Annotated in this window: 17 protein-coding genes and 1 pseudogene; 8 read left to right on the top strand and 10 right to left on the bottom strand. The window is 63.4% G+C overall.

Annotated features, from left to right (window positions below; all coding sequences use genetic code 11):
* Positions 1 to 200 precede the first annotated feature (200 nt).
* Complete coding sequence (locus FJ960_RS00010; RefSeq protein WP_140711356.1) at positions 201 to 1,778, bottom strand: trimethylamine methyltransferase family protein; 1,578 nt, start codon at positions 1,776 to 1,778, stop codon at positions 201 to 203.
* A gap of 491 nt (positions 1,779 to 2,269) precedes the next feature.
* Here FJ960_RS00010 and FJ960_RS00015 point away from each other — a divergent pair, with 491 nt between their 5' ends.
* The 4 genes from FJ960_RS00015 (at position 2,270) to FJ960_RS00035 (ending at position 8,105) form a co-directional block, all read left to right on the top strand.
* Positions 2,270 to 3,430: an MFS transporter gene (locus FJ960_RS00015; protein WP_140711841.1), complete on the top strand. Its 1,161-nt coding sequence runs from the start codon at positions 2,270 to 2,272 to the stop codon at positions 3,428 to 3,430.
* 99 nt (positions 3,431 to 3,529) lie between these two features.
* Entirely contained in the window at positions 3,530 to 5,599 is a 2,070-nt protein-coding gene (locus FJ960_RS00020; protein ID WP_140711357.1) for a prolyl oligopeptidase family protein, read from the top strand.
* A 245-nt stretch (positions 5,600 to 5,844) separates the two neighbouring features.
* Positions 5,845 to 7,224, top strand: a complete 1,380-nt coding sequence (locus tag FJ960_RS00030; RefSeq protein ID WP_140711359.1) for an aspartate aminotransferase family protein — start codon at positions 5,845 to 5,847, stop codon at positions 7,222 to 7,224.
* 236 nt (positions 7,225 to 7,460) lie between these two features.
* Positions 7,461 to 8,105 carry a cytochrome c oxidase assembly factor Coa1 family protein gene (locus FJ960_RS00035; RefSeq protein ID WP_140711360.1) on the top strand — a complete coding sequence of 215 codons (645 nt, stop codon included), beginning with the start codon at positions 7,461 to 7,463 and terminating at the stop codon, positions 8,103 to 8,105.
* 282 nt (positions 8,106 to 8,387) lie between these two features.
* On the opposite strand, the gene mmsB is transcribed toward FJ960_RS00035, so the two are convergent.
* Together mmsB and FJ960_RS00045 are read right to left on the bottom strand one after the other, a co-directional pair.
* Positions 8,388 to 9,272 (bottom strand): 3-hydroxyisobutyrate dehydrogenase, encoded by an 885-nt coding sequence (mmsB, locus tag FJ960_RS00040; RefSeq protein WP_140711361.1) that lies wholly within the window; start codon positions 9,270 to 9,272, stop codon positions 8,388 to 8,390.
* Between the two features lie 26 nt (positions 9,273 to 9,298).
* The gene (locus FJ960_RS00045) at positions 9,299 to 10,465 is read right to left on the bottom strand and encodes an isobutyryl-CoA dehydrogenase (RefSeq protein WP_140711362.1); all 1,167 of its coding nucleotides are present in this window, start codon (positions 10,463 to 10,465) and stop codon (positions 9,299 to 9,301) included.
* A 144-nt stretch (positions 10,466 to 10,609) separates the two neighbouring features.
* Here FJ960_RS00045 and FJ960_RS00050 point away from each other — a divergent pair, with 144 nt between their 5' ends.
* Positions 10,610 to 11,224, top strand: coding sequence for a dimethylsulfonioproprionate lyase family protein (locus FJ960_RS00050; protein ID WP_140711363.1), 615 nt, complete (start codon positions 10,610 to 10,612; stop codon positions 11,222 to 11,224).
* A complete protein-coding gene (locus tag FJ960_RS00055; RefSeq protein WP_140711364.1) occupies positions 11,224 to 12,696 on the top strand; it encodes a cobyric acid synthase in 1,473 nt (490 codons plus the stop codon). The genes FJ960_RS00050 and FJ960_RS00055 overlap by 1 nt, the downstream gene beginning before the upstream one ends.
* Before the next feature lie 9 nt (positions 12,697 to 12,705).
* Here the strand turns inward: FJ960_RS00055 and FJ960_RS00060 are convergent, their stop codons facing one another.
* From FJ960_RS00060 to FJ960_RS00075, 4 genes and pseudogenes are all read right to left on the bottom strand, one after another.
* Complete coding sequence (locus FJ960_RS00060; RefSeq protein WP_140502666.1) at positions 12,706 to 13,131, bottom strand: VOC family protein; 426 nt, start codon at positions 13,129 to 13,131, stop codon at positions 12,706 to 12,708.
* Positions 13,132 to 13,239: 108 nt separating this feature from the next.
* Positions 13,240 to 14,072: pseudogene (locus FJ960_RS00065) on the bottom strand (AraC family transcriptional regulator).
* A 104-nt stretch (positions 14,073 to 14,176) separates the two neighbouring features.
* Positions 14,177 to 14,347, bottom strand: coding sequence for a hypothetical protein (locus FJ960_RS00070; protein WP_140502668.1), 171 nt, complete (start codon positions 14,345 to 14,347; stop codon positions 14,177 to 14,179).
* A 51-nt stretch (positions 14,348 to 14,398) separates the two neighbouring features.
* Positions 14,399 to 15,184 (bottom strand): TSUP family transporter, encoded by a 786-nt coding sequence (locus FJ960_RS00075; protein WP_140711365.1) that lies wholly within the window; start codon positions 15,182 to 15,184, stop codon positions 14,399 to 14,401.
* 118 nt (positions 15,185 to 15,302) lie between these two features.
* On the opposite strand from FJ960_RS00075, the gene FJ960_RS00080 reads away from it, so the two are divergent.
* Positions 15,303 to 15,734, top strand: a complete 432-nt coding sequence (locus FJ960_RS00080; RefSeq protein ID WP_140711366.1) for a TerB family tellurite resistance protein — start codon at positions 15,303 to 15,305, stop codon at positions 15,732 to 15,734.
* Between the two features lie 44 nt (positions 15,735 to 15,778).
* Positions 15,779 to 16,264 carry an NUDIX domain-containing protein gene (locus FJ960_RS00085; RefSeq protein WP_140711367.1) on the top strand — a complete coding sequence of 162 codons (486 nt, stop codon included), beginning with the start codon at positions 15,779 to 15,781 and terminating at the stop codon, positions 16,262 to 16,264.
* Positions 16,265 to 16,270: 6 nt separating this feature from the next.
* On the opposite strand, the gene FJ960_RS00090 is transcribed toward FJ960_RS00085, so the two are convergent.
* The 3 genes from FJ960_RS00090 to FJ960_RS00100 are packed head-to-tail and all read right to left on the bottom strand — an operon-like array spanning position 16,271 to position 19,703.
* Positions 16,271 to 17,893 (bottom strand): dipeptide ABC transporter ATP-binding protein, encoded by a 1,623-nt coding sequence (locus FJ960_RS00090; protein ID WP_140711368.1) that lies wholly within the window; start codon positions 17,891 to 17,893, stop codon positions 16,271 to 16,273.
* Positions 17,890 to 18,759, bottom strand: coding sequence for an ABC transporter permease (locus tag FJ960_RS00095; RefSeq protein WP_140711369.1), 870 nt, complete (start codon positions 18,757 to 18,759; stop codon positions 17,890 to 17,892). Before FJ960_RS00095 ends, FJ960_RS00090 begins: the two co-directional genes overlap by 4 nt.
* Positions 18,756 to 19,703 carry an ABC transporter permease gene (locus tag FJ960_RS00100; RefSeq protein WP_140711370.1) on the bottom strand — a complete coding sequence of 316 codons (948 nt, stop codon included), beginning with the start codon at positions 19,701 to 19,703 and terminating at the stop codon, positions 18,756 to 18,758. The genes FJ960_RS00095 and FJ960_RS00100 overlap by 4 nt, the downstream gene beginning before the upstream one ends.
* Positions 19,704 to 19,897 lie beyond the last annotated feature (194 nt).

Here is a 19,897-nt window from a genome sequence, read left to right on the forward strand (position 1 = left end):
GAAAAGCCTCCAAAGCAACGAAAATGGCCGCCCTCAATCCTCACAACAAGCCTCCCGCAATATTGCGCAACGGGCCCCTCAGGAGGGAGAGGAAGGGCGCCAGACGGCCTAAGCTCGCGCCTTTCCTCTCCCCCGTCGATCGGGGAAGAGGTGGCGAGCGAAGCTCGACGGAGTGGGGGTCGACTGTTCATCAATACAGATCAAAAATCGGTCGGCGCGCCGCCTTCGGCCGTGCGTTTCTGGACGAAGGCGTTGAGTTCTTCGCGGATGGCGGGATCCATGTAGGGCTCGTCATAGGACGCCAGCCGCTCCTTCCAGACCTTGTTGGCCTTTTCCAGCGCCGTCGGCGAGCCGGCTTCCGCCCAGGTTTCGAAATTGCGCCAGTCCGAGAGGATCGGCGAATAGAAGGCGGTCTTGTAGCGGTCCTGCGTGTGCTGGGTGCCGAAGAAGTGCCCGCCGGGGCCGACCGACTGGATGGCATCGAAGCCGAGCGCCTCTTCGGAGAGGTCGAGCGGGGTCAGGAATTCGGCCACCATCTGCAAGAGGTCGATATCCAGAATGGTCTTCTCGTAGGAGCAGCGCAGGCCGCCCTCGAGCCAGCCGGCGGCATGCATCATCAGATTGCCGCCACCCTGGATGGCGCCCCACAGCGAGAACACGCTTTCATAGGCGGCCTGCGCGTCGACCGTGTTGGCGGCGCAGGTGTTGGAGGTGCGGTAGGGAATGTTGTAGCGGCGGGCAAGCTGGCCACCGACCAGCTGCGCCTTCATGTATTCGGGCGTGCCGAAGGCCGGCGAACCGGACTTCATGTCGACATTGGAGGTGAAGCCGCCGTAGCCGACCGGCGCGCCCTTCCTGACCATCTGGGCGAAGGCAATGCCGGACAGTGCTTCGGCATTCTGCTGCACCAGCGCGCCGGCGATGGTGACAGGAGCCATCGCCCCCGACAGGGTGAAGGGCGTGACGATGACGACCTGGCCCTTGCTCGACATCTGGATGATGCCTTCCATCATCGGCACGTCGAGCTTGAGCGGCGAATTGGTGTTGATGATGGTGAAGACGGATGGCTCCGTGAGCAACTGCTCATGGCTGATGCCGCGCGCGATGCGGGTGATCTCGATGCCGTCGACATTGCGCTCCTTGCCGAGCGAATAGATGTGGAACACCTTGTCGGTCAGCGTGGCGAGGTCGCGGATGCATTCGAGGTGGCGCACCGAAGGGTGGATGTCGGTCGGTTCGACCGGATAGCCGCCCGTGCAATTCAGGATGTTGTGCATCTGGGCCAGCCGCAGGAAATTGCGATAATCCTGCTGGTTGCCCGGCCGGCGGCCACGATCGATGTCGGAGCAATTGGGCGCCGACGCCATCATCGAGATGATCAGATTGTCGCCGCCAAAGCGCACATTGTGGGCAGGGTTGCGGGCGTGGATGGTGAATTCGGACGGGCAGTTCGACACCAGCTCCAGGATCATGTCGCTGTCGAAGCGCACGCGCTCCGAGCCCTCGCGCACATCGGCGCCATGCGCCTTCATGATGCTGCGGGCTTCGTCGTGCAGAACGTCGACACCGATTTCGCGCAACACCCGCAAGGAAGCGAGGTGGATCGATTCCAGCTCGTCCTCAGAAACCAGCTTGGTCGGCGTCAGCGGATTTTTCAGCTGGCGGAAAGCCGGTTGCTCGAACGCGGCCGAGCCACCGGCGCGCTTTCCGGCGCGACCGCCCCTGCGGGCACGGTCGGGCGCCAAAGCCGGCTCTGAGGGTTGTAGGGCGGCGGTCATGATGGTCCTCGTAGGATGCGATAACGGGCGGCATAATGGACCGGCGCCCGCCCGGCCATTGCGGAGGCGGCGACCACTAGGGCGAGGGAAGCGACATGCCGGAACGGCAGTTGCGTGGACGCGACATCCGCCTTGATCATCCACCCGTTGGCGCAAGCGGATCTTGCTTGCCGGCCCTTTCTTTCCGCCGATCGAAGCCGTAGCTAGTGGGGCCTGTCGGCAGGGAGGTTAGCCGGCACGTCACATGGAATGGCAGCATGGTCGCAACCGGCTCGAGCGAAGGCGAAGCGGGAAAAGCGATCGGACCACTGGGATTGCCGACCGTGATCGTCGCCCTCGACGCTTTGCTGGTCGCCTTCGCTGTCTATAGATCGGCCAGCCGCAGAGGCTCCTGGCAGGGTTTGGCTGGAGCCGGGCGTCGGTTCGGGCCGCGGGGCTTACCCGGGCCTGACCGAACCGCTAAGTCTGCAACCACGACAGCATTATGGATCATGGACTTGGTGGACACGAGAAGCGACGAGACAATGCAGTGGGCGGCGATCACCGGTGTGATCGCAACCGTGTCCGTGTTCGCCATCGCGCAGGGCCTGTCCTACCCGCTGTTGAGCTTCATCCTGCAGCGCCAGGGTGTCTCGCCGGCGATGATCGGCCTGTCGGCGGCAATGACGCCTGTCGGCTTCATCCTGTCATCGCCACTGATACCTGGCCTGGCAAGGCGGTTCGGGGCAGGGCGCACGGCGCTCACCTGTGCCGCACTCTCGGCTGTCGTGCTGGCGCTGATCGGCTGGACGCAGAACGTCTATCTCTGGTTTCCGCTGCGCTTCCTGATCGGCGTAGTGACCAACCCACTCTATGTGCTCAGTGAGATCTGGGTGATCGCGCTCGCACCGCCGGCCCGGCGCGGCCGCATCATGGGTCTCTATTCGACGATCATTTCCGCTGGCTTCGCGACCGGCCCGCTTTGCCTGCTTGCCGTCGGCACGGAAGGCTGGCCGCCGTTCCTTGTCGGCATTGGCGCCTTCGTGCTCTGCGGCTTCTGCCTGGCATCGGTTCTGCCGCGGCTGCCCAGGGTGGACGAGGCAGAGCATCAGGTTTCGGTGATGGGTTTCATGCCTCTCGCCTGGCTGCTTCTGTCGGCGGTGGTCGTGGCCGCCGGCTTCGAGCAGGCGGTGCTGGCGCTGCTGCCTGTCTATGGCACGTATCATGGCATCGCGGAGGCTCGCATGTCCGCGCTGCTGTCGGTCATGATTGCCGGCAACATTGCCATGCAGGTGCCGCTTGGCCTGCTGGCCGAGCGGCTGACGGCCCGCCTGGTGCGCTTCATCTGCGTCTCGCTGACTGTGTTCGGTTGTGCGCTGCTGCCGGTTCTGATCGAAACCCCGCTGGTCTGGCCCTGTGTGTTCGTCTGGGGCGCGGTGTCCTACGGCATCTACACGATGTCGATCATCGAGCTTGGCGAGCGCTTTACCGGCTCGGCGCTGGTTGCCGGCAATGCGGCATTCTCCCTGATGTGGGGCGTCGGCGGCATTCTGGTTCCGCCGCTTACCGGCGGCGTGATGGATGTGTTTGGCGCGGTCGGCCTGCCGGTCACGCTTGGTGCGATCTGCGCTACGCTGGCCTTGGCGACGATCATCCGCCGGCGGGTGCTGTGAAGCAATGTGATGCGGACCGCAAAAGACCATATCGCATCTTGAATGTCAGCGCCGCCAACGCGATGTAGGCAAGGCCGCCCAGAATCCCCGGAGACCTGCATGACCTTTTCGACGACCAAAGCCCAGCCCTCTCAGAAGGCCGGCGATCCCTTCCTCTGGCTGGAAGACAGGACCAGCAAACAGTCGCTCGACTGGGTGCATAGCCAGAACGAGGTCACGGTGGCGGAATTGCAGGGCGATCCATCCTACCAGGTTTCGTTCCAGACGGCACTCGACCTGATGACGGCCGAGGACAATATCGCGGTTGGCACGGCAATCGCGGGCCATGTCTACAATTTCTGGCAGGACAAGAACAATGCGCTCGGCCTGTGGCGGCGCACGACGATCGCTTCCTACAAAACCGACAAGCCCGACTGGGAGACGATCATCGACTTCGATCAACTGGCGACGAAGGAGGGGATAAAGTGGGTGTTCGGCGGCGCTGTCAGGCTTTACCCCGATTTCAATCGCTGCCTGGTCTCGATGTCGCCCGATGGCGGTGACGCCAGCGCGATGCGCGAGTTCGACATCGCGGCCAAGTACTTCGTCGAAGGCGGTTTTCAGGCGCCGGCCTCGAAATCGGGCTTCGGCTGGCTGGACGAGGATACGGTGATCGTCTCGGCCGCATTCGAAGAGGCCGACAAGACCGAGTCCGGATATCCGCGTGTGGTCAAGCTCTGGAAGCGCGGCACGAGGTTGGAAGAGGCGACGCCGATCTTCGAGGGAAAGACCGAGGATCTTGCCGTTGGCGCCGGGGTCGAGTTCGATGGCGAGAAGCGTCACCTGTTTCTGGCGCGGACACTCAACTTCTTCGCGTCGCACAGTTTCCTGCGCATCCCTTCGGGAGAGAACCGCCGCATCCCCCTGCCCGACGACGTCACCGACACCGCGCTCTTTAGGGATCAACTGGTGTTTGGAGTGCGGACGCCATGGACGGCGCCGGACGGCACCGCATGCCAGCCGGACGGGCTTTATTCGATCGATTTCGCGTATTGGATCGAAACCGGCAGTTTTGGTACGATCGAGACGTTGCTGGCGCCGGCATATCGCGTCTCGATCGCCGGTATCAGCCGCACGCAGGACCGCCTGTTCATCAACCTGATGGACAATGTGCGTGGCAAGGTTCTCGTTTGCGAGCGTAGGGACGACGCCTGGTCGCTGAAACCTGTCGCGCTGCCCGAAAACGGCACTGTCGGCATCAGCCATGCCGAGCATTTCGGCTCCACCGTCTCCTTCTCCTTCACCGATTTCCTGACGCCGAGTTCGATCATCTGGTCCGATGACGATGGCGAGACGCTCGCCACCGTGAAGTCGCAGCCGGCGCGCTTCGATGCCTCGCCGCTTGTCTCGGAACAGTTCGAGGCGCGCTCGAAAGATGGCACGATGATCCCTTACTTCGTCGTCAGGCGGCGCGACCAGAATGGGCCGGTGCCGACGCTGCTCTACGGCTATGGCGGTTTCGAAGTGCCGCTGTTGCCCGGCTATGCCGGCGTGCGCGGCAGGCTGTGGCTGGAGAAAGGCAATGCCTATGTGCAGGCCTGTATTCGCGGCGGTGGCGAGTTCGGTCCGGCCTGGCATCAGGCTGCGCTGAAAGGCAAGCGCCAGACCGGATTCGACGACTTTGCCGCGGTGGCTGAGGATGTCGTCAGGCGTGGCATCGCAACGCCTGCGTCGCTTGGCATTCAGGGCGGCTCCAACGGCGGCCTGCTGACGGGCGCCTCCCTGACGCAGCATCCCGAGCTTTTCGGCGCAGTCATCATCGATGTGCCGCTACTCGACATGCTGCGCTACACCGAACTGCCGCCGGGCGCTTCGTGGATGGCCGAATATGGCGATCCGTCAAAGCCTGAAGACGCCAAATGGCTTTCCGCCTATTCACCCTACCAGCATGTCAAGGCGGATGCCGCTTATCCCCCGGTGCTGCTGACCACCTCGACCGCGGACGACCGGGTCCATCCGGGCCATGCGCGCAAGATGGCGGCCCGCCTGCAGGAAGCCGGACACGGCAAGACGCTGTTCTTCGAGGAGACCGAAGGCGGTCATGGCGGACGCGGCGACCGACGGCCGCAGGCGGCGCAGACGGCGATGAAGTATGTGTTCCTGCAGCGGGCGCTGAGCGGCGAAGCCTGACATCATGCCATGGCGCCACTTGAGCAAAGGGTGGTTCACCTCGACCGCCCTTTGCTCTAAGGTGCCTTCATGGCTCTCGCTAAATTATCAGCTCGCGCATTCCGGGTCGCGGTGACGCCATCGTCACGCACGCTGCGCGCCGAGCTTTTGCGGCTGTGCGCCCGTATTGGTTATTCGCCACCTGCCGTCCTCTGACGAATTCGCCCCGGCACCGCCGGAAGGATTTCAGAGGAAAGATCAAATCAATGACCTATCAGAATTATTCGCTGAAGCAGCTTCAGCAGATCGACGCCGCGCATCACTTGCATCCTTTCACCGACCATAAGGAGCTGCGTGAGGCCGGGGCGCGCGTCATCACCCACGCCAAGGGCCCGTTCATCTACGATTCCGAAGGGACGGAACTGCTGGACGGCATGGCCGGCCTGTGGTGCGTCAATATCGGCTACGGCCGTGACGAACTGGCCGAGGCCGCCTATGCCCAGATGAAGGAATTGCCTTACTACAATTCCTTCTTCAAATGTTCGACGCCGACGCCGGTGCTGTTGTCGAAAAAGCTCGCCGAGATCGCGCCACGCAACGTCAACCAGGTGTTTTACGGCTCGTCCGGTTCGGAGGCCAACGACACCGCGTTGCGCCTTGTGCGCCACTATTGGGTGCTGGAAGGCAAGCCGGAGAAGAACCGCGTCATCTCGCGCAAGATGGCCTATCACGGTTCGACCATCGCCGGCACTTCGCTCGGCGGCATGGATGCCATGCACAAGCAGCTCAACGGCGCGGTGCCCAATATCGTCCATGTGATGATGCCCTATGCTTATGAGCTGGCTCTGCCTGGCGAAAGCGATCACGATTTCGGCCTGCGCGCGGCAAAGTCCGTCGAGGATGCCATCATCGAGGCTGGCGCCGACAAGGTCGCGGCTTTCATCGGCGAGCCGGTGATGGGGGCGGGTGGCGTCAAGATCCCGCCGGCGAGCTACTGGCCCGAAGTGCAGCGCATCTGCCGCAAATACGACGTGCTTTTGATGCTGGACGAGGTCATCACCGGCTATGGCCGGACAGGTGAGTGGTTCGCGGCCCAGACCTTCGGCATCGAACCGGATACCATCACCACGGCCAAGGCGCTGACATCGGGCTATCAGCCGCTCTCGGCGCTGCTGGTTGGCGATCGCATTGCCTCGACGCTGGTCGAGAAGGGCGGCGAGTTCAACCACGGCTACACCTATTCGGGGCACCCAGTGGCCTGCGCCGTGGCGCTGAAGAACCTCGAGATCATCGAACGTGAAGGCCTGGTCGATCGTGTCAGGAACGACACCGGACCGTATTTCGCCAAGGCTTTGCAGGAGCGTATCGCCGGGCATGATCTGGTCGGCGAGGTGCGTTCCATCGGCCTGATGGGTGCGATCGAGATCGTCAAGGACAAGGCGACGAAGGAACGCTTCCTGCCGTCGGGAAGTGCCGCGGTGACGGTGCGCGATCATGCAATCGCCAATGGCATGATGCTGCGCGCCACCGGCGACACGATGATCCTGTCGCCGCCGCTGATCTGGACCCGCGACACCATCGACATGGCCTGCAAGCGCATCGGCAAGGCGCTCGACCTGGCGCAGGCCGACCTGCGCAGGCGGTAAAACGGAACCGGGCGTCCGTTGATCGGGCGCTCTCTTCTGGCCGCACGCCGTCGCTGTTCAACTGCGTCGCGGCCGAACGGTCGATCAGCGCCGCGCTGAAGCCGGCCAACCGCGCCGTGAAGGCAAATTTTCGCCGGCTTTCGACAAAGGGTTGAAGCGGGCGTCGCGGAACTTCTTTGCGCATCGTCGAAGTCATGCGCTAGAACCAATCGGCATACGCATCGATGGGGGACAACATGGCCGGACAACCGCTCAACCAGCCGGCTGAAATTCCAGCCGAACTCGATCGCTGGAACTGGGGCGCCTTCTTCCTCAACTGGATTTGGGGCATCGGCAACAGCACCTTCATCGCGCTGCTGGCGCTGATCCCCGTCGTCAACCTCATCATGATCTTCGTGCTCGGCGCGCGCGGCAGCCGCTGGGCCTGGCGGAACCGTGCCTGGCGCGACGCCGAGCAGTTCCGCAAGACGCAGCGCAATTGGGCGATTGCCGGCCTTGCCGTCTGGGTGGTCAGCATCGGCGGCTGTGCGACCATGGTCGGCAGCATCCCCTTCGTGCTCAAAGGGAGCGACGCCTTCAGTATGACCATGGACGCCGTCCGCGCCGACACCCGGGTGAAGGCCGCCATTGGCGACGATGTGACCGACAAATTCTGGATCGGAGGCCACCTCAACGTCAATGCGAATGGGGCGGGCGATGCCCAGTTCAGCATTCCCGTCCACGGCGCCAAGGGCAAGGGCACCGTCTTCTCTCATCTCGTTCGCAATGCCGGCACTTGGAGCACGCGCCTGCTCGTGGTCCGCGTGGACGGCGTCGATGCACCGATCGTGCTGACCAATGAAGATCACGTGCCGATCCCGGGCGCGGCGATCGGAATATAGACGGATCATCGATAATAAAGGGGTCGGAAACGCAAAAACCGCGCCCCACCGGGAACGCGGCTTTGCCAGATACGCATGGCGTTTCGCTACGAAGACACTTGCGAAACTTACGGGCTCCGGCACGCGAGACCTGATCCGGAGCGCCGGGCGGATGCGATATATCCGCCTCGCAATCGGTTTTATAGGGACATCGTTACCGCGGAGTTATCGAGAGCTTAAGCAAATCTAAATTTGCGGCCCTTCGACTGGAAGGACCGGAAAAAAGTCAATCCGATCCGCCGGTTACGCCGGGTTGCCGCGCAGAAAATTAATTATGCCGGAGAAATCCGCGCCGCCATGTCCCTGGGCATTGAACAGGGCATAGAGCTGCGCCGCTTCGGCGCCGAGCGGCGTCACCGCGCCGGCGCCAAGCGCTGCTTCCTGGGACAATTTCAGGTCCTTCAGCATAAGAGCCGCAGCAAATCCCGGCTTGTAATCCTTGTTGGCGGGCGAAGTGGGAACCGGGCCGGGCACCGGGCAATAGGTGGTCAGCGACCAGCACTGGCCTGACGACGTCGAGGCGACGTCGAACAGCGCCTGATGCGACAGGCCGAGTTTCTCCGCCAGCACGAAGGCCTCGGCGACGCCGATCATCGAAATGCCGAGGATCATGTTGTTGCAGATCTTGGCGGCCTGGCCGGCGCCGTCGCTGCCGCAATGGACGATGCGCCCGGCCATCGGGTTCAAGATCGGCTCGGCGGCGGCGAAGGCCCCATCGGATCCCCCGGCCATGAAGGTCAATGTACCGGCCGTGGCACCACCGGTGCCCCCCGAAACCGGCGCATCGATCGACAGCAGGCCATGCTTCGCGGCAATCGCATGCGCCTTGCGTGCCGAGTCCACGTCGATGGTCGAGGAATCGATGAACAAGGCATTTTTCTTCGCCTTGGGAGCGATGTCCTCGTAGACCGACAAAACATGCTTGCCGGCGGGCAGCATGGTGATCACCACGTCGGCATCCTTCACCGCCGCGAGCGCATTGGCCATGACAACGACGCCATGTTCACGCGCGATGGTGAGGTTTTCCGGCATCAGATCGAAGCCATGCACCGTATGGCCCGCCTTGACCAGGTTTGCGGCCATCGGATTGCCCATATTGCCGAGGCCGATGAAGGCGGTCGTCGTCATTGTCTCTCTCCCGGAGTTTGCTGGCTTCAGCGGCCGATCAGCGCGCGCGCGATGATCACGCGCATGATCTCGTTGGTGCCTTCCAGAATCTGGTGCACGCGCAGATCGCGAACCAGCTTCTCGATGCCATAATCATGCAGATAGCCGTAGCCGCCGAGCAATTGCAGCGCATCGTTGGCGACGTCGAAGCCGGTGTCGGTGACGAAGCGCTTGGCCATCGCCGACCATTTGCCGGCGTCAGGCGCCTTGCGGTCGAGCTTCGAGGCCGCCGCGTAGAGAAAGATGCGCGCGGCCTGCAACTTTGTCTCCATGTCGGCAAGCCTGAACTGCAGCGCCTGGAACTGGTTGATCTTCGAGCCGAAGGCCTTGCGTTCGGCCGTGTAGGCCAGTGCCTTGTCGAGCGCCGACTGCGCGCCGCCCAGCGAACAGGCGGCGATGTTCAGCCGGCCGCCGTCGAGCCCGGCCATGGCGATGCCGAAACCGGCGCCTTCGCCCGACAGGAGATTCTCCGCCGGCACCTTGCAGTCCTCGAAGATGACCTGGCGGGTCGACTGCATATGCCAGCCCATCTTGTGCTCGTTGGCGCCGAAGGAGAGGCCGGGCGCATCCTTGGGCACGACAATGGTGGAGATGCCTTTCGGGCCGTCGGCGCCGGTGCGCACCATGACGGCGTATACATCGCTGTCGCCGGCGCCCGAGATGAACTGCTTGGCGCCGTTGAGAACATAGTCGCCGCCGCTCTTCACCGCGCGGGTCTTCAATGCAGCGGCATCGGAGCCGGAACCCGGCTCGGTCAGGCAATAGCTCGCCAGCCATTCCATGGAGGTGAGCTTCGGCAGGAAACGCCGGCGCTGTTCTTCATTGCCGAAACGGTCGATCATCGAGGCCACCATGTTGTGGATCGAGATGAAGGAAGAAAAGGCCGGGTCGGCATGTGACAGCGCCTCGAAGATCAGCACCGCGTCGAGTCGGCTGAGCGCGGAACCGCCGACGTCGTCCTTGATATAGATGCCGCCGAGGCCGAGCGGTCCGGTTTCCCGGATCACCTCGGCGGGGAAGTGTTTCCTGCGGTCCCAGTCGAGTGCATTCGGCGCAACGCGATCGGCGGCGAAGGCCTGCGCCATCTCCTGGATGGCGCGCTGTTCCTCGTTGAGTTCGAACTGGCTGGTGCTCGCATCGACCGCGGCGTCCATGGCGTGCTCCCTATATGTTGGCCAGCTAGCCCGCTGGCCTGTCGTTTTTGGCTTTGCGCGCGCACCAATCTAGACCAATGATGCCGCCGCGCAACCCGACCTGCCGCGGAGCGGCTGTGCACCAATGCATGTCCGGAGAAAGATGTGACGACAAAATTCGACGAACTGCTGGAACAGTTCCACGCCTACCTTGCTTCCGTCGACGACGCCCTGGTGCGCGAGGCCGTGGCGCGCATAGGCTGGGACATGCCGGCCCGCGATCTGGAGCCGTATGCGCTTGGTTGCCTGCGCCATCTCGATCGCTCGGCTGAGCTGGCGCCGATGGCCGCGAAACCCCTGGTGCAATTGCTGGCACGGCAGCGCAACGACCTCCATTGGGGGCAGACCTACAGCGAAGCGGATATCGGGAAAGATTTCATCGACAATTATGGCTGGCTGGAAATGTTCGGCACGCGCGGCCATTTCGCCAATGACGAGGTTGCGGCCGGGCTGCTGATCCTGGGGCCCGGGATCGTCTATCCCGACCATCATCACGTCGCCGAGGAGATCTACATTCCGCTGACCGGCCGTACGGAATGGCGCATGGGCGAGGGCGGTTTTCGCACGCGTGAAGCCGGCGAGGTCGTCCACCATGCCTCCAATGTCAATCACGCTATGCGGACTGGCAAGGAACCTCTGCTGGCGCTTTATATCTGGCGCGGCGGGCCGCTGGCGCAGAAGTCCACGGTCACTGGAAATGCGACGCAGGGCCAGAGCTGATGGCCAAAGCGATCATGCTGCAAGGCACGGGCTCGGATGTCGGCAAGACGGTGCTCGTCGCCGGGCTGTGCCGCGCCGCCAGGAATCGCGGCCTGAAGGTGCGGCCGTTCAAGCCGCAGAACATGTCGAACAACGCTGCCGTTGCCGATATTCCCGGTGACAACAACCATGGCGGCGAGATCGGCCGTGCGCAATGGCTGCAGGCGATCGCTTGCGGGGTTGCGCCGTCGGTCCATATGAACCCGGTGCTGCTTAAGCCGCAGACCGATGTCGGCGCCCAGATCATCGTCCAGGGCAAGGTGTTCGGCGAAGCGCGGGCGCGTGACTATCAGGCGCTGAAGGGCCGGCTGATGGATGCCGTGCTGGATTCCTGGGGCGAGGTCGGCGAGGGCGCCGACCTCGTCATCGTCGAGGGCGCCGGTTCGCCAGCCGAAATCAACCTCAGAAGCCGCGACATCGCCAATATGGGCTTTGCCACGCGCGCCGACGTGCCGGTGGTGCTGGTCGGCGACATCGATCGCGGCGGCGTCATCGCCTCGGTCGCCGGCACGCATCTGATCCTGCCGGAAGAGGATCGGTGCATGATCGTCGGCTACCTTATCAACAAGTTCCGGGGTGACGTTTCGCTGTTCGATGACGGCCTGAAGGCGATCGAGAAATTCACCGGGTGGCGCTGTTTTGGCGTCGTGCCGTGGCTGAAGGCGGCGGCGCGGCTGCCATCGGAGGATTCGGTGGTGCTGGAGCGGCTGGCGTCCGGTGAGGCGCGCGCGTTGAAGGTGGCGGTGCCGATGCTTGGCCGCATCGCCAATTTCGACGATCTCGACCCGCTCAAGGCCGAACCGCAGGTCGAGGTGGTGTTCGTGCCGCCGGGAAAGAAGCTGCCGGCCGATGCCGGGCTGGTGGTCATTCCCGGCTCCAAGTCGACGATCGGCGATCTCCTGAAGTTTCGCGAGAATGGCTGGGACCGGGATTTGGCGGCGCACCGCAAGCGCGGCGGCCATGTCGTCGGCATTTGCGGCGGCTTCCAGATGCTAGGCCGAATGGTGCGCGACCCCAACGGCATCGAAGGCAGCGTCACCGATGCCGAAGGGCTTGGCTTGCTTGATACCGAAACGGTGATGGAGCCGGAAAAGATGGTGCGCAATGTCAGTGCCCGCTCTGTGCCGTTCGACTTGCCGCTCGAGGGCTACGAGATCCATCTCGGCCGCACCACCGGCCCGGACACCATGCGGCCGTCGGCGATCATCAACGGCATCGAGGATGGTGCGATCTCCGCCGACGGCAAGGTGATCGGCACCTATATGCATGGCCTGTTCGGCGCCGACGGCTTTCGGGGAAAATTCCTCGAAAGCCTCGGCATCAAGGGGGGCGGCATCGACTATCGCGCCGAAGTCGAGCGGGCGCTGGACGAAGTCGCGGCCGAGCTGGAGAACCATCTCGACTGCGATGCGATTTTCGCGCTGGCACGTTGAAGGTCCGAATCAGGCCTTTTCATCTGCTTTCGGCCGGTAGGTGCCGAACGACCAGACATTGCCTTCGGGATCGCGGCAGATGAATTCGCGGCTGCCGTAATCGCGGTTCGTCAGTTCCTGGATGATCGTCGCGCCGGCCTTCCTGGCCTTGGCGTAGGCGGCGTCGGCATCGTCGACGGCGATATAGATCGACTTGCCGCCGCCTGAACCGGGTTCGCCGACCATCTTGCCGTAGTCGTCGTCGCGCACCGTGCCCAGCATGATCATCGAAGAGCCGAAGACCAGTTCGGCATGATGCACGACATCGCCTTCGCCATAGCAGGCACGGACGCTGAAGCCGAAGGCTTCGCCCAGCCAGTCGATCATCTTCGCCGCGTTTCTGTAGCGCAGGGCAGGGTAGAGCCGGGGTGCTTCATTGGTTGTGGTTGTGGGCATGGCTGCCTCCTTCATCCGGATTGGTCGATAACCCAGTCTGTTCGAAGGCCGTTCCGGCGTCTTGAAGAAATGTTACCTGCCAGCCAGTGCGCTGCGGCTTGTTCGGAACTACACGCCCATCGACAGGGCGGTCGGCGTTTCGCCGGCAAGGTCGCGGAACTCGCGGGCCAGATGCGCCTGGTCAGCATAGCCGCAATCGGCGGCGATGTCGGCCCAGCCGCTCGCCTGTTGCCTGGACAGGCCGAGGGCTCGGTTGAAGCGCGCGATGCGCGACAGGGTTTTCGGACCGATGCCGGCGGCGTCGGTGAATCTCCCGGCAAGATGCTTGCGGCTCCAGCCCAGCTTTTCGGCAAGAGAGGCAATGCGCGTGCGGCCGCCCGAAAAGACGATCCTGTCATAAGCCCAGGCGATCTCGGCCGGGGTCTCGCGGGTAGCGGCCAGCCGGCCGGCGACGAACATTTCCGCCAAGTCGAAACGCATGTTCCAATCCGGCGCGTTGCCAAGCTTTTCGCGCAGGGCGATGCCTTCGAGACCGAGCACGTCGTCGAGGGCTACCATGCGATCGGCCAATTCACTCATCGGCCGGCCGAAAAACCGGCGTGCGCCCAGCGGCGTGAAGTTGACCTGGACGCAGCAGGCGCCGCCGAAAGACTGGATCATCACCGGTCCGGCATAAAGGCCCGCGGCGAAGCTGGCGAAACGGTCGTTGTCGCCGGGGGTTCGGCCAAGCCCGATGGCGAAGGGTTCGGCAAAGCTGATCACCAGCGGCACGGTCAGCGAGGCATATTCGATGTATGGAAATAGCCAGGCGCGGTCTCGCGATAACCGCAGATATCGGTGACAACGCCGTCAAGTGCTGGGTTGGGAAGCCGCCGGCGCATTTCGAAAAGTCCCGATATGGAGCGATCCTGTTCTTTCCGGCGCTGCATCTCGATTGGCATTGGCCATCCTTCCGCCAAGCGAATCTAGCAGAGCCCGCATTGGAATCAAAAAACGCCCGGCTTTGGCCGGGCGCTCTCGGTCCCCGCTTGTCGAGGGAAACTTGTCAGGCGCCGCGCATCAGGCAGCCGGCGGCGAGCACGATGTAGGCGACTAGCACGATCCACACCGATGCGAGCGGAATGAACGCAAAAACGCCAAGCGCGGCAAGAAGGCCGATGATGGCGATGACCAGGGAAATGATGAAAACAATCTGAGTAGGCGCGCTGAGATTCATGTCTGGCTCCTCCAACATGATTCGAACAGCGATATTGTAACAGGCGCGTGATCACACACCAATCATGACGCGAAGCGGGTTGGCCGGATCGGCCAGCAGCTTCACCGCCAGAGCCACGCAGACGATGACCAGCAGCGGCTTGATCAGCTTGGCGCCGATGCGCATGGCCAAGCTCGCGCCAACGCGGGCGCCGAGGAACTGGGCAACGCCCATCATCAGGCCGATCTTCCACGAGATGACGCCGACGGCGGCAAAGACGATGAAGCCGCCGATGTTGGAGGCGAAATTGAGCAGTTTGGTGTGCGCCGTCGCCTTGAGCACGCCGTAGCCGGCGAGCGTCACGAAGGCCAGCATGTAGAAGGAACCGGCGCCCGGGCCGAACACGCCATCATAGAAGCCGATGGCCGGCACCACGGTCACGCCGAACAGGAAGGGCGAGAGGCGCTCGGCCCGGTCCACATCGTTCATGTTGGGCTTGAGCGCGAAATATAGCGCGATGGCAATCAGCACCAGCGGCAGGGCCGCGCGCAACAGGTCGCCGGGCACGATCGTGGCCAGCAACGCGCCGACGGCACCGCCGGCAAGTGCCAGCAGCGCCGATGGCAATTGCCGGCGCAGGTCGACATGGCCTTTCGAGGCATAGTGGATCGTCGCCGACCCGGAGCCGAACATGCCTTGCAGCTTGTTGGTTCCAAGCGCTTCGACCGGCGAGAAACCGGCAAGCAGCAACGCCGGAATGGTGATCAGTCCGCCGCCGCCGGCAATCGAATCGACAAAGCCCGCGGCAAAAGCCGCGAGGGCAAGCATGGCGATGGACTGGATGCTGAGGTCGATCATCTGATCTGTCGAGATGTCCGGTCGGCTGAGATAGCGCGCGTTCGACCACGACCACCCCGTTTGCGCAAGGCCGATTCCGCGCTAATTCTATTGAAGAGGAATCGGAAAGGGGCCGTTCATGGCATTCGCGTTGCTGGACCAGATACGCTCGATCTTCGACGGCGACCCGGGCGTGCGCAAGGTCGCGGACGATCCCGTCCTGTCGGCGGAACTGCTGATGCTGTTCCGGATGATCCTGGCAGATGGCACAGTGAGCGAGAGCGAGATGGTTGCCTTCCGGCGCATCTGCAAGGATGCCTTCGGAATTCCGGAGAGCAGCATCGATGCCGTCATCGAATATCTCAACGAATTCGGCTACGAGACCAACGGCTCGCAGGCGATCGCGCTGTTCCGCGATCTCGACGTCGAGCGGCGCAAGCAATTGGCCCAGCACATGGCGGAGATCGCCAAGGCGGATTCGCAGCTGGCCGAAACCGAGGTGCGGCTGCTCCGCCGCACGCTCGATTTGCTCGACATCAGCCCGGTCGATGTGGTGAAGCCGGAAGATTGACACTGCGTGAGACACCCAATCGCCAGCGCCGAGGGGCTGTTTGTGTGAGCTTTGCCGATAGCTACCTGGGACAATTGCGCGCGCTGATCGGCGACCGTCTGGTGCTGATGCCGGGTGCTCGTATTGTTATTGAACGCGCAGACGGCAGCATTCTCCTGCAGAAACGAACCGATTTTGGCTTGTGGGGTCTGCCTGGCGGCAACGCCGAAGAAGGCGAGGGCCTGGAAGCGGTGCTGGTCCGAGAAGTACTTGAGGAAACCGGCTTGGTCGTCAGGGATATCGAGCCGTTCGGGTTCGGCTGTAACCCACGCTATGAGACCGTCCAATTTCCAAATGGCGATCGCGCCCAGTTCTTCGCGTTGATATTTTATACGCGCGCCTTTGAAGGCGAGGCGGCCGTCGCCGACGACGAGAGTAGCGCCGTCGAATGGTTCGCGCTCGACAGCCTGCCTGAGATGCTGCCAAACATGGCGCGCAGCGTCGAGGCCTATCTCCGGTTCAAGACCACCGGAGAATTCCAGATGATTTGAGATATCCTAACCCTGTTCCTGCATTCGCCGGGCGATTGCCCTGTGCAGGTCGGGGGCCGCAGCGACAAGCGCCTTGGCCGCCTCTGATTGTGGGTGATCGAGTACTTCGCTCGTCTTGCCGCGCTCGACGATCTTGCCGTCATGCATAACCAGCACTTCGTCCGTGATGGCGCGGGCGACGGTCAGGTCATGGGTGATGAAGAGATAGGCGATGCCAAGCTTCTGGTTAAGATCGGCGAACAGGTCCAGGATCTGGGCGCGGATCGAGACATCGAGTGCCGAGACCGGCTCGTCGGCGACCACCAGTTTCGGGCGGGTGATGATGGCGCGGGCGATCGACAGGCGCTGACGCTGGCCGCCCGAAAACTCGTGCGGGTATTTGTCCATGTCGCGTTGGTCGAGGCCGACCTCGTGGAGCGCGTGCGCTACCATCTCGCGGCGTTCGGCCCGCGTCGGTTTTTTCTGCAGGACATGAAGCGGCTCGGCAACCAGTTTTTCGACCTTCTGGCGTGGATCGAAGGACCCGTAGGGATCCTGGAACACGACCTGCATATCGCGCCTGGCCGGCTTCAGCTCGGCTTCGCTCTTGCCGGTGATGGCTTCGCCGCGAAACCGGATCTCGCCCGAACCCGGCCGGTCCAGTGCCAGGATCATGCGGGCAAGGGTCGACTTGCCGCAACCGGAGCGGCCGACCAGTGCCACCGACTGGCCCGGCGCCATCGAAAGGGAGACGTCGTCGACGGCGCGAATCGCCGGCGCACGGCTGAACAGCGAGATGCGGCGGCCGGGGTAATCGCGGGTGACGCTTTCGACCTGGAGCAAGGATTGGTCTGTCCCGACACGGTGAGGCTTGGCGCGCGTCGGAACATGCATCGAAGCCTGCGCCAGTTGGCGCGTATAGGGATGAAGCTGACCGGAGAGCGTGCGCGCCGTGTCGCCTGCTTCCATCACCTCGCCATGGCGCAGGATGGTGATGCGGTCCGCCATCTCGGTCACGACAGCGAGATCATGCGAGATCAGCAGCAGGCCCATGCGGTTCTCCGCAACGAGGTCGCGCAAGAGGTCGAGGATCTGCGCCTGCAGCACCACGTCGAGCGCCGTCGTCGGCTCGTCGGCGATCAGCAGCTTTGGCTTCAGCGCGCAGGCGATGGCGATGACGACGCGCTGGCGCTGGCCGCCTGACAGTTCGTGGGGATAGCGCGACAGCGGGAACTTTGCCGAGGGCAGACCAACGCGGTCGAGTATTTTTCGCGCGCGCTCCTCGGCATCGGCACGGCTTGCCCTGGCGTGCCAGCGTATGCCTTCCGCGACCTGTTCGCCGATCGTCTTGACCGGATTGAGCGCTGTCATCGGTTCCTGGAACACCATGCCGATGTCGTCGCCGCGCAGGGCACACATCTGGTCCTCGGTCGCCGTCAGAATATCGATGCCGTCGAATGTGACGCGCCCGGTGGGGCGTGCGGCAGGGGGCAGGAGCCGCATCACCGTCAGCGCGGTCATCGATTTGCCGGAGCCGGATTCGCCGACCAGCCCCATCACTTCGCCGGGCGCGACGGAGAGCTCCATGTCCTTCAGGACCTGCGTATCGCCGATGGTCAGCGACAGATTATCGACTTCGAGCAGGCTCATCGCCGCCGCCGTGATTTCGGGTCGAGAATGTCGGCGATGCCGTCGCCCAGAAGATTCAGGCCGAGCACGGTGACAACGATCGCCATGCCGGGGAAGATCGCCATCCACGGAGCCACCACCATGCGCGTCTGGGCGTCGAACAGCATGCGGCCCCAGCTCGGCATTGGCGGCTGCGCGCCGAGGCCGAGATAGGAAAGCCCGGCTTCGGCCAGGATACCCAGCGCGAACTGGATTGTGCCCTGCACCAGGAGCAGCGTGGCGATGTTGGGCAGCACATGTTCGATCGATATCTGCGTGCTGCTCTTACCGGCGGCGCGCGCGGCAAGGATGAATTCGCGCGGCCAGACGGCAAGCGCGCCGGCACGGGCGACGCGGGCAAAGACCGGAATGTTGAAGAGGCCGATGGCGATGATGGCGTTGACGGCGCCCGGCCCGAAAATGGCGGTGATCATTATGGCCGACAGCAGCGCGGGGAAGGCGAAGACGAGATCGTTGACGCGCATCAGCGCCTCGTCGACGAGGCCGCCGCGCGCCGCGGCGAAGGCGCCAAGCGGCACGCCGACCCCCATGCCGATGCCGACGGCGACCAGCGCCACGGCAATCGAATTGCGCGCGCCAATCATGAGCATCGACAGGATATCGCGGCCGAAATGGTCGGTGCCGAACCAATGCGCCAGCGATGGGCCTTGCGTCTTGTCCGCTATGACCAGCTTCGTCACATCGTAAGGTGTCCAGGCATAGGAGACGATGGCCATTGCCAGGATCAGCACCGTGATGACGAAGCCGGCGACGAATGCGGCGTTCCCAAACGCCTTGGCCAGGATGCTGCGGAACGTCTCTTCGGGGATGTCGATGCGCAGCGTCATTGCCGGGTCCTCAGGCGAGGATCGACCGCCGCATAGGAAAGGTCGACGACGAGATTGACGACAATGACGGCGGCGACCAGCAGCATGACCACGCTTTCGACGACGATCAGGTCGCGCTGGGTGATCGCCTGGAACACCAGCCGGCCGAGACCGGGCAAATAGAAGACATTCTCGATGATGATGGTACCGGCGAGCAGGAAGGCGAATTGCAGGCCAAGAATGGTCAGCACCGGGATCATGGCGTTGCGCAGCGCGTGCCGCCACAGCACGGCGCGATAGGGCAGGCCCTTGGCGCGGGCGGTGCGGATATAGTCCTCGTTCAGCACCTCGATCAGCGCCGAGCGGGTGACGCGCGCCAGGATCGCCGCTTGTGGCAGGGCAAGCGCTACCGCCGGCAACAGCAGCGATTTCAGCGCGGGCCAGGCGCCGGCTCCCCAACCGGGAAAACCACCGGCTGGGACCAGGCGCAGCCAGACGGCAAAGACATAGATCAGCATCAGCGCGAACCAGAAATTGGGGACGGCTACGCCAAGCTGCGCCACGCCCATTGAAATCGTGTCGCCGGCCCGTCCGCGCCGGCTGGCGGAATAAAGCCCGACCGGAATGGCGATGACGGTAGAGAGCGCCAGCGCGATCAGCGCCAGCGGCAGCGAGACGGCGAGCCGTTCACGCACGAGGTCGATGACCGGCACCGAATAGGTATAGGAGCGGCCGAAATCGAGGCTGAGCAGGCCACCGACCCAATGCAGGTAGCGCAGGACAAGTGGCGCGTTGAGACCCATCTGGTTGCGCAAGAGTTCGACCTGATCGGCGCTGGCATTCATACCCAGCATCAGCCGCGCGGGATCGCCGGGGAGGATCTCCAGCACGGCGAACACCACCATCGAGGCAAGCACCAACGTGGCGAAAGCGATGGCGAGGCGCTTGAGGAGGTAGGCTGTCATGGAAGGCGAGGGAGCGTGGCGTTCTTCCTTCTTCCCTTGTGGGAGAAGGTGGCCTCGCGAAGCGAGGTCGGATGAGGGGTACTGGACGAATTGCAGGTTGAGTTTGTTCCAGCACCCCTCACCCGTCTTGGCGCTTTGCGCCAATCCACCTTCTCCCACAAGGGGAGAAGGGCAGTCCCGCGCAACCGCTGCCG

The sequence above is a fragment of the Mesorhizobium sp. B2-3-11 genome (assembly GCF_006442215.1).
Lineage (GTDB): Bacteria > Pseudomonadota > Alphaproteobacteria > Rhizobiales > Rhizobiaceae > Mesorhizobium > Mesorhizobium salmacidum.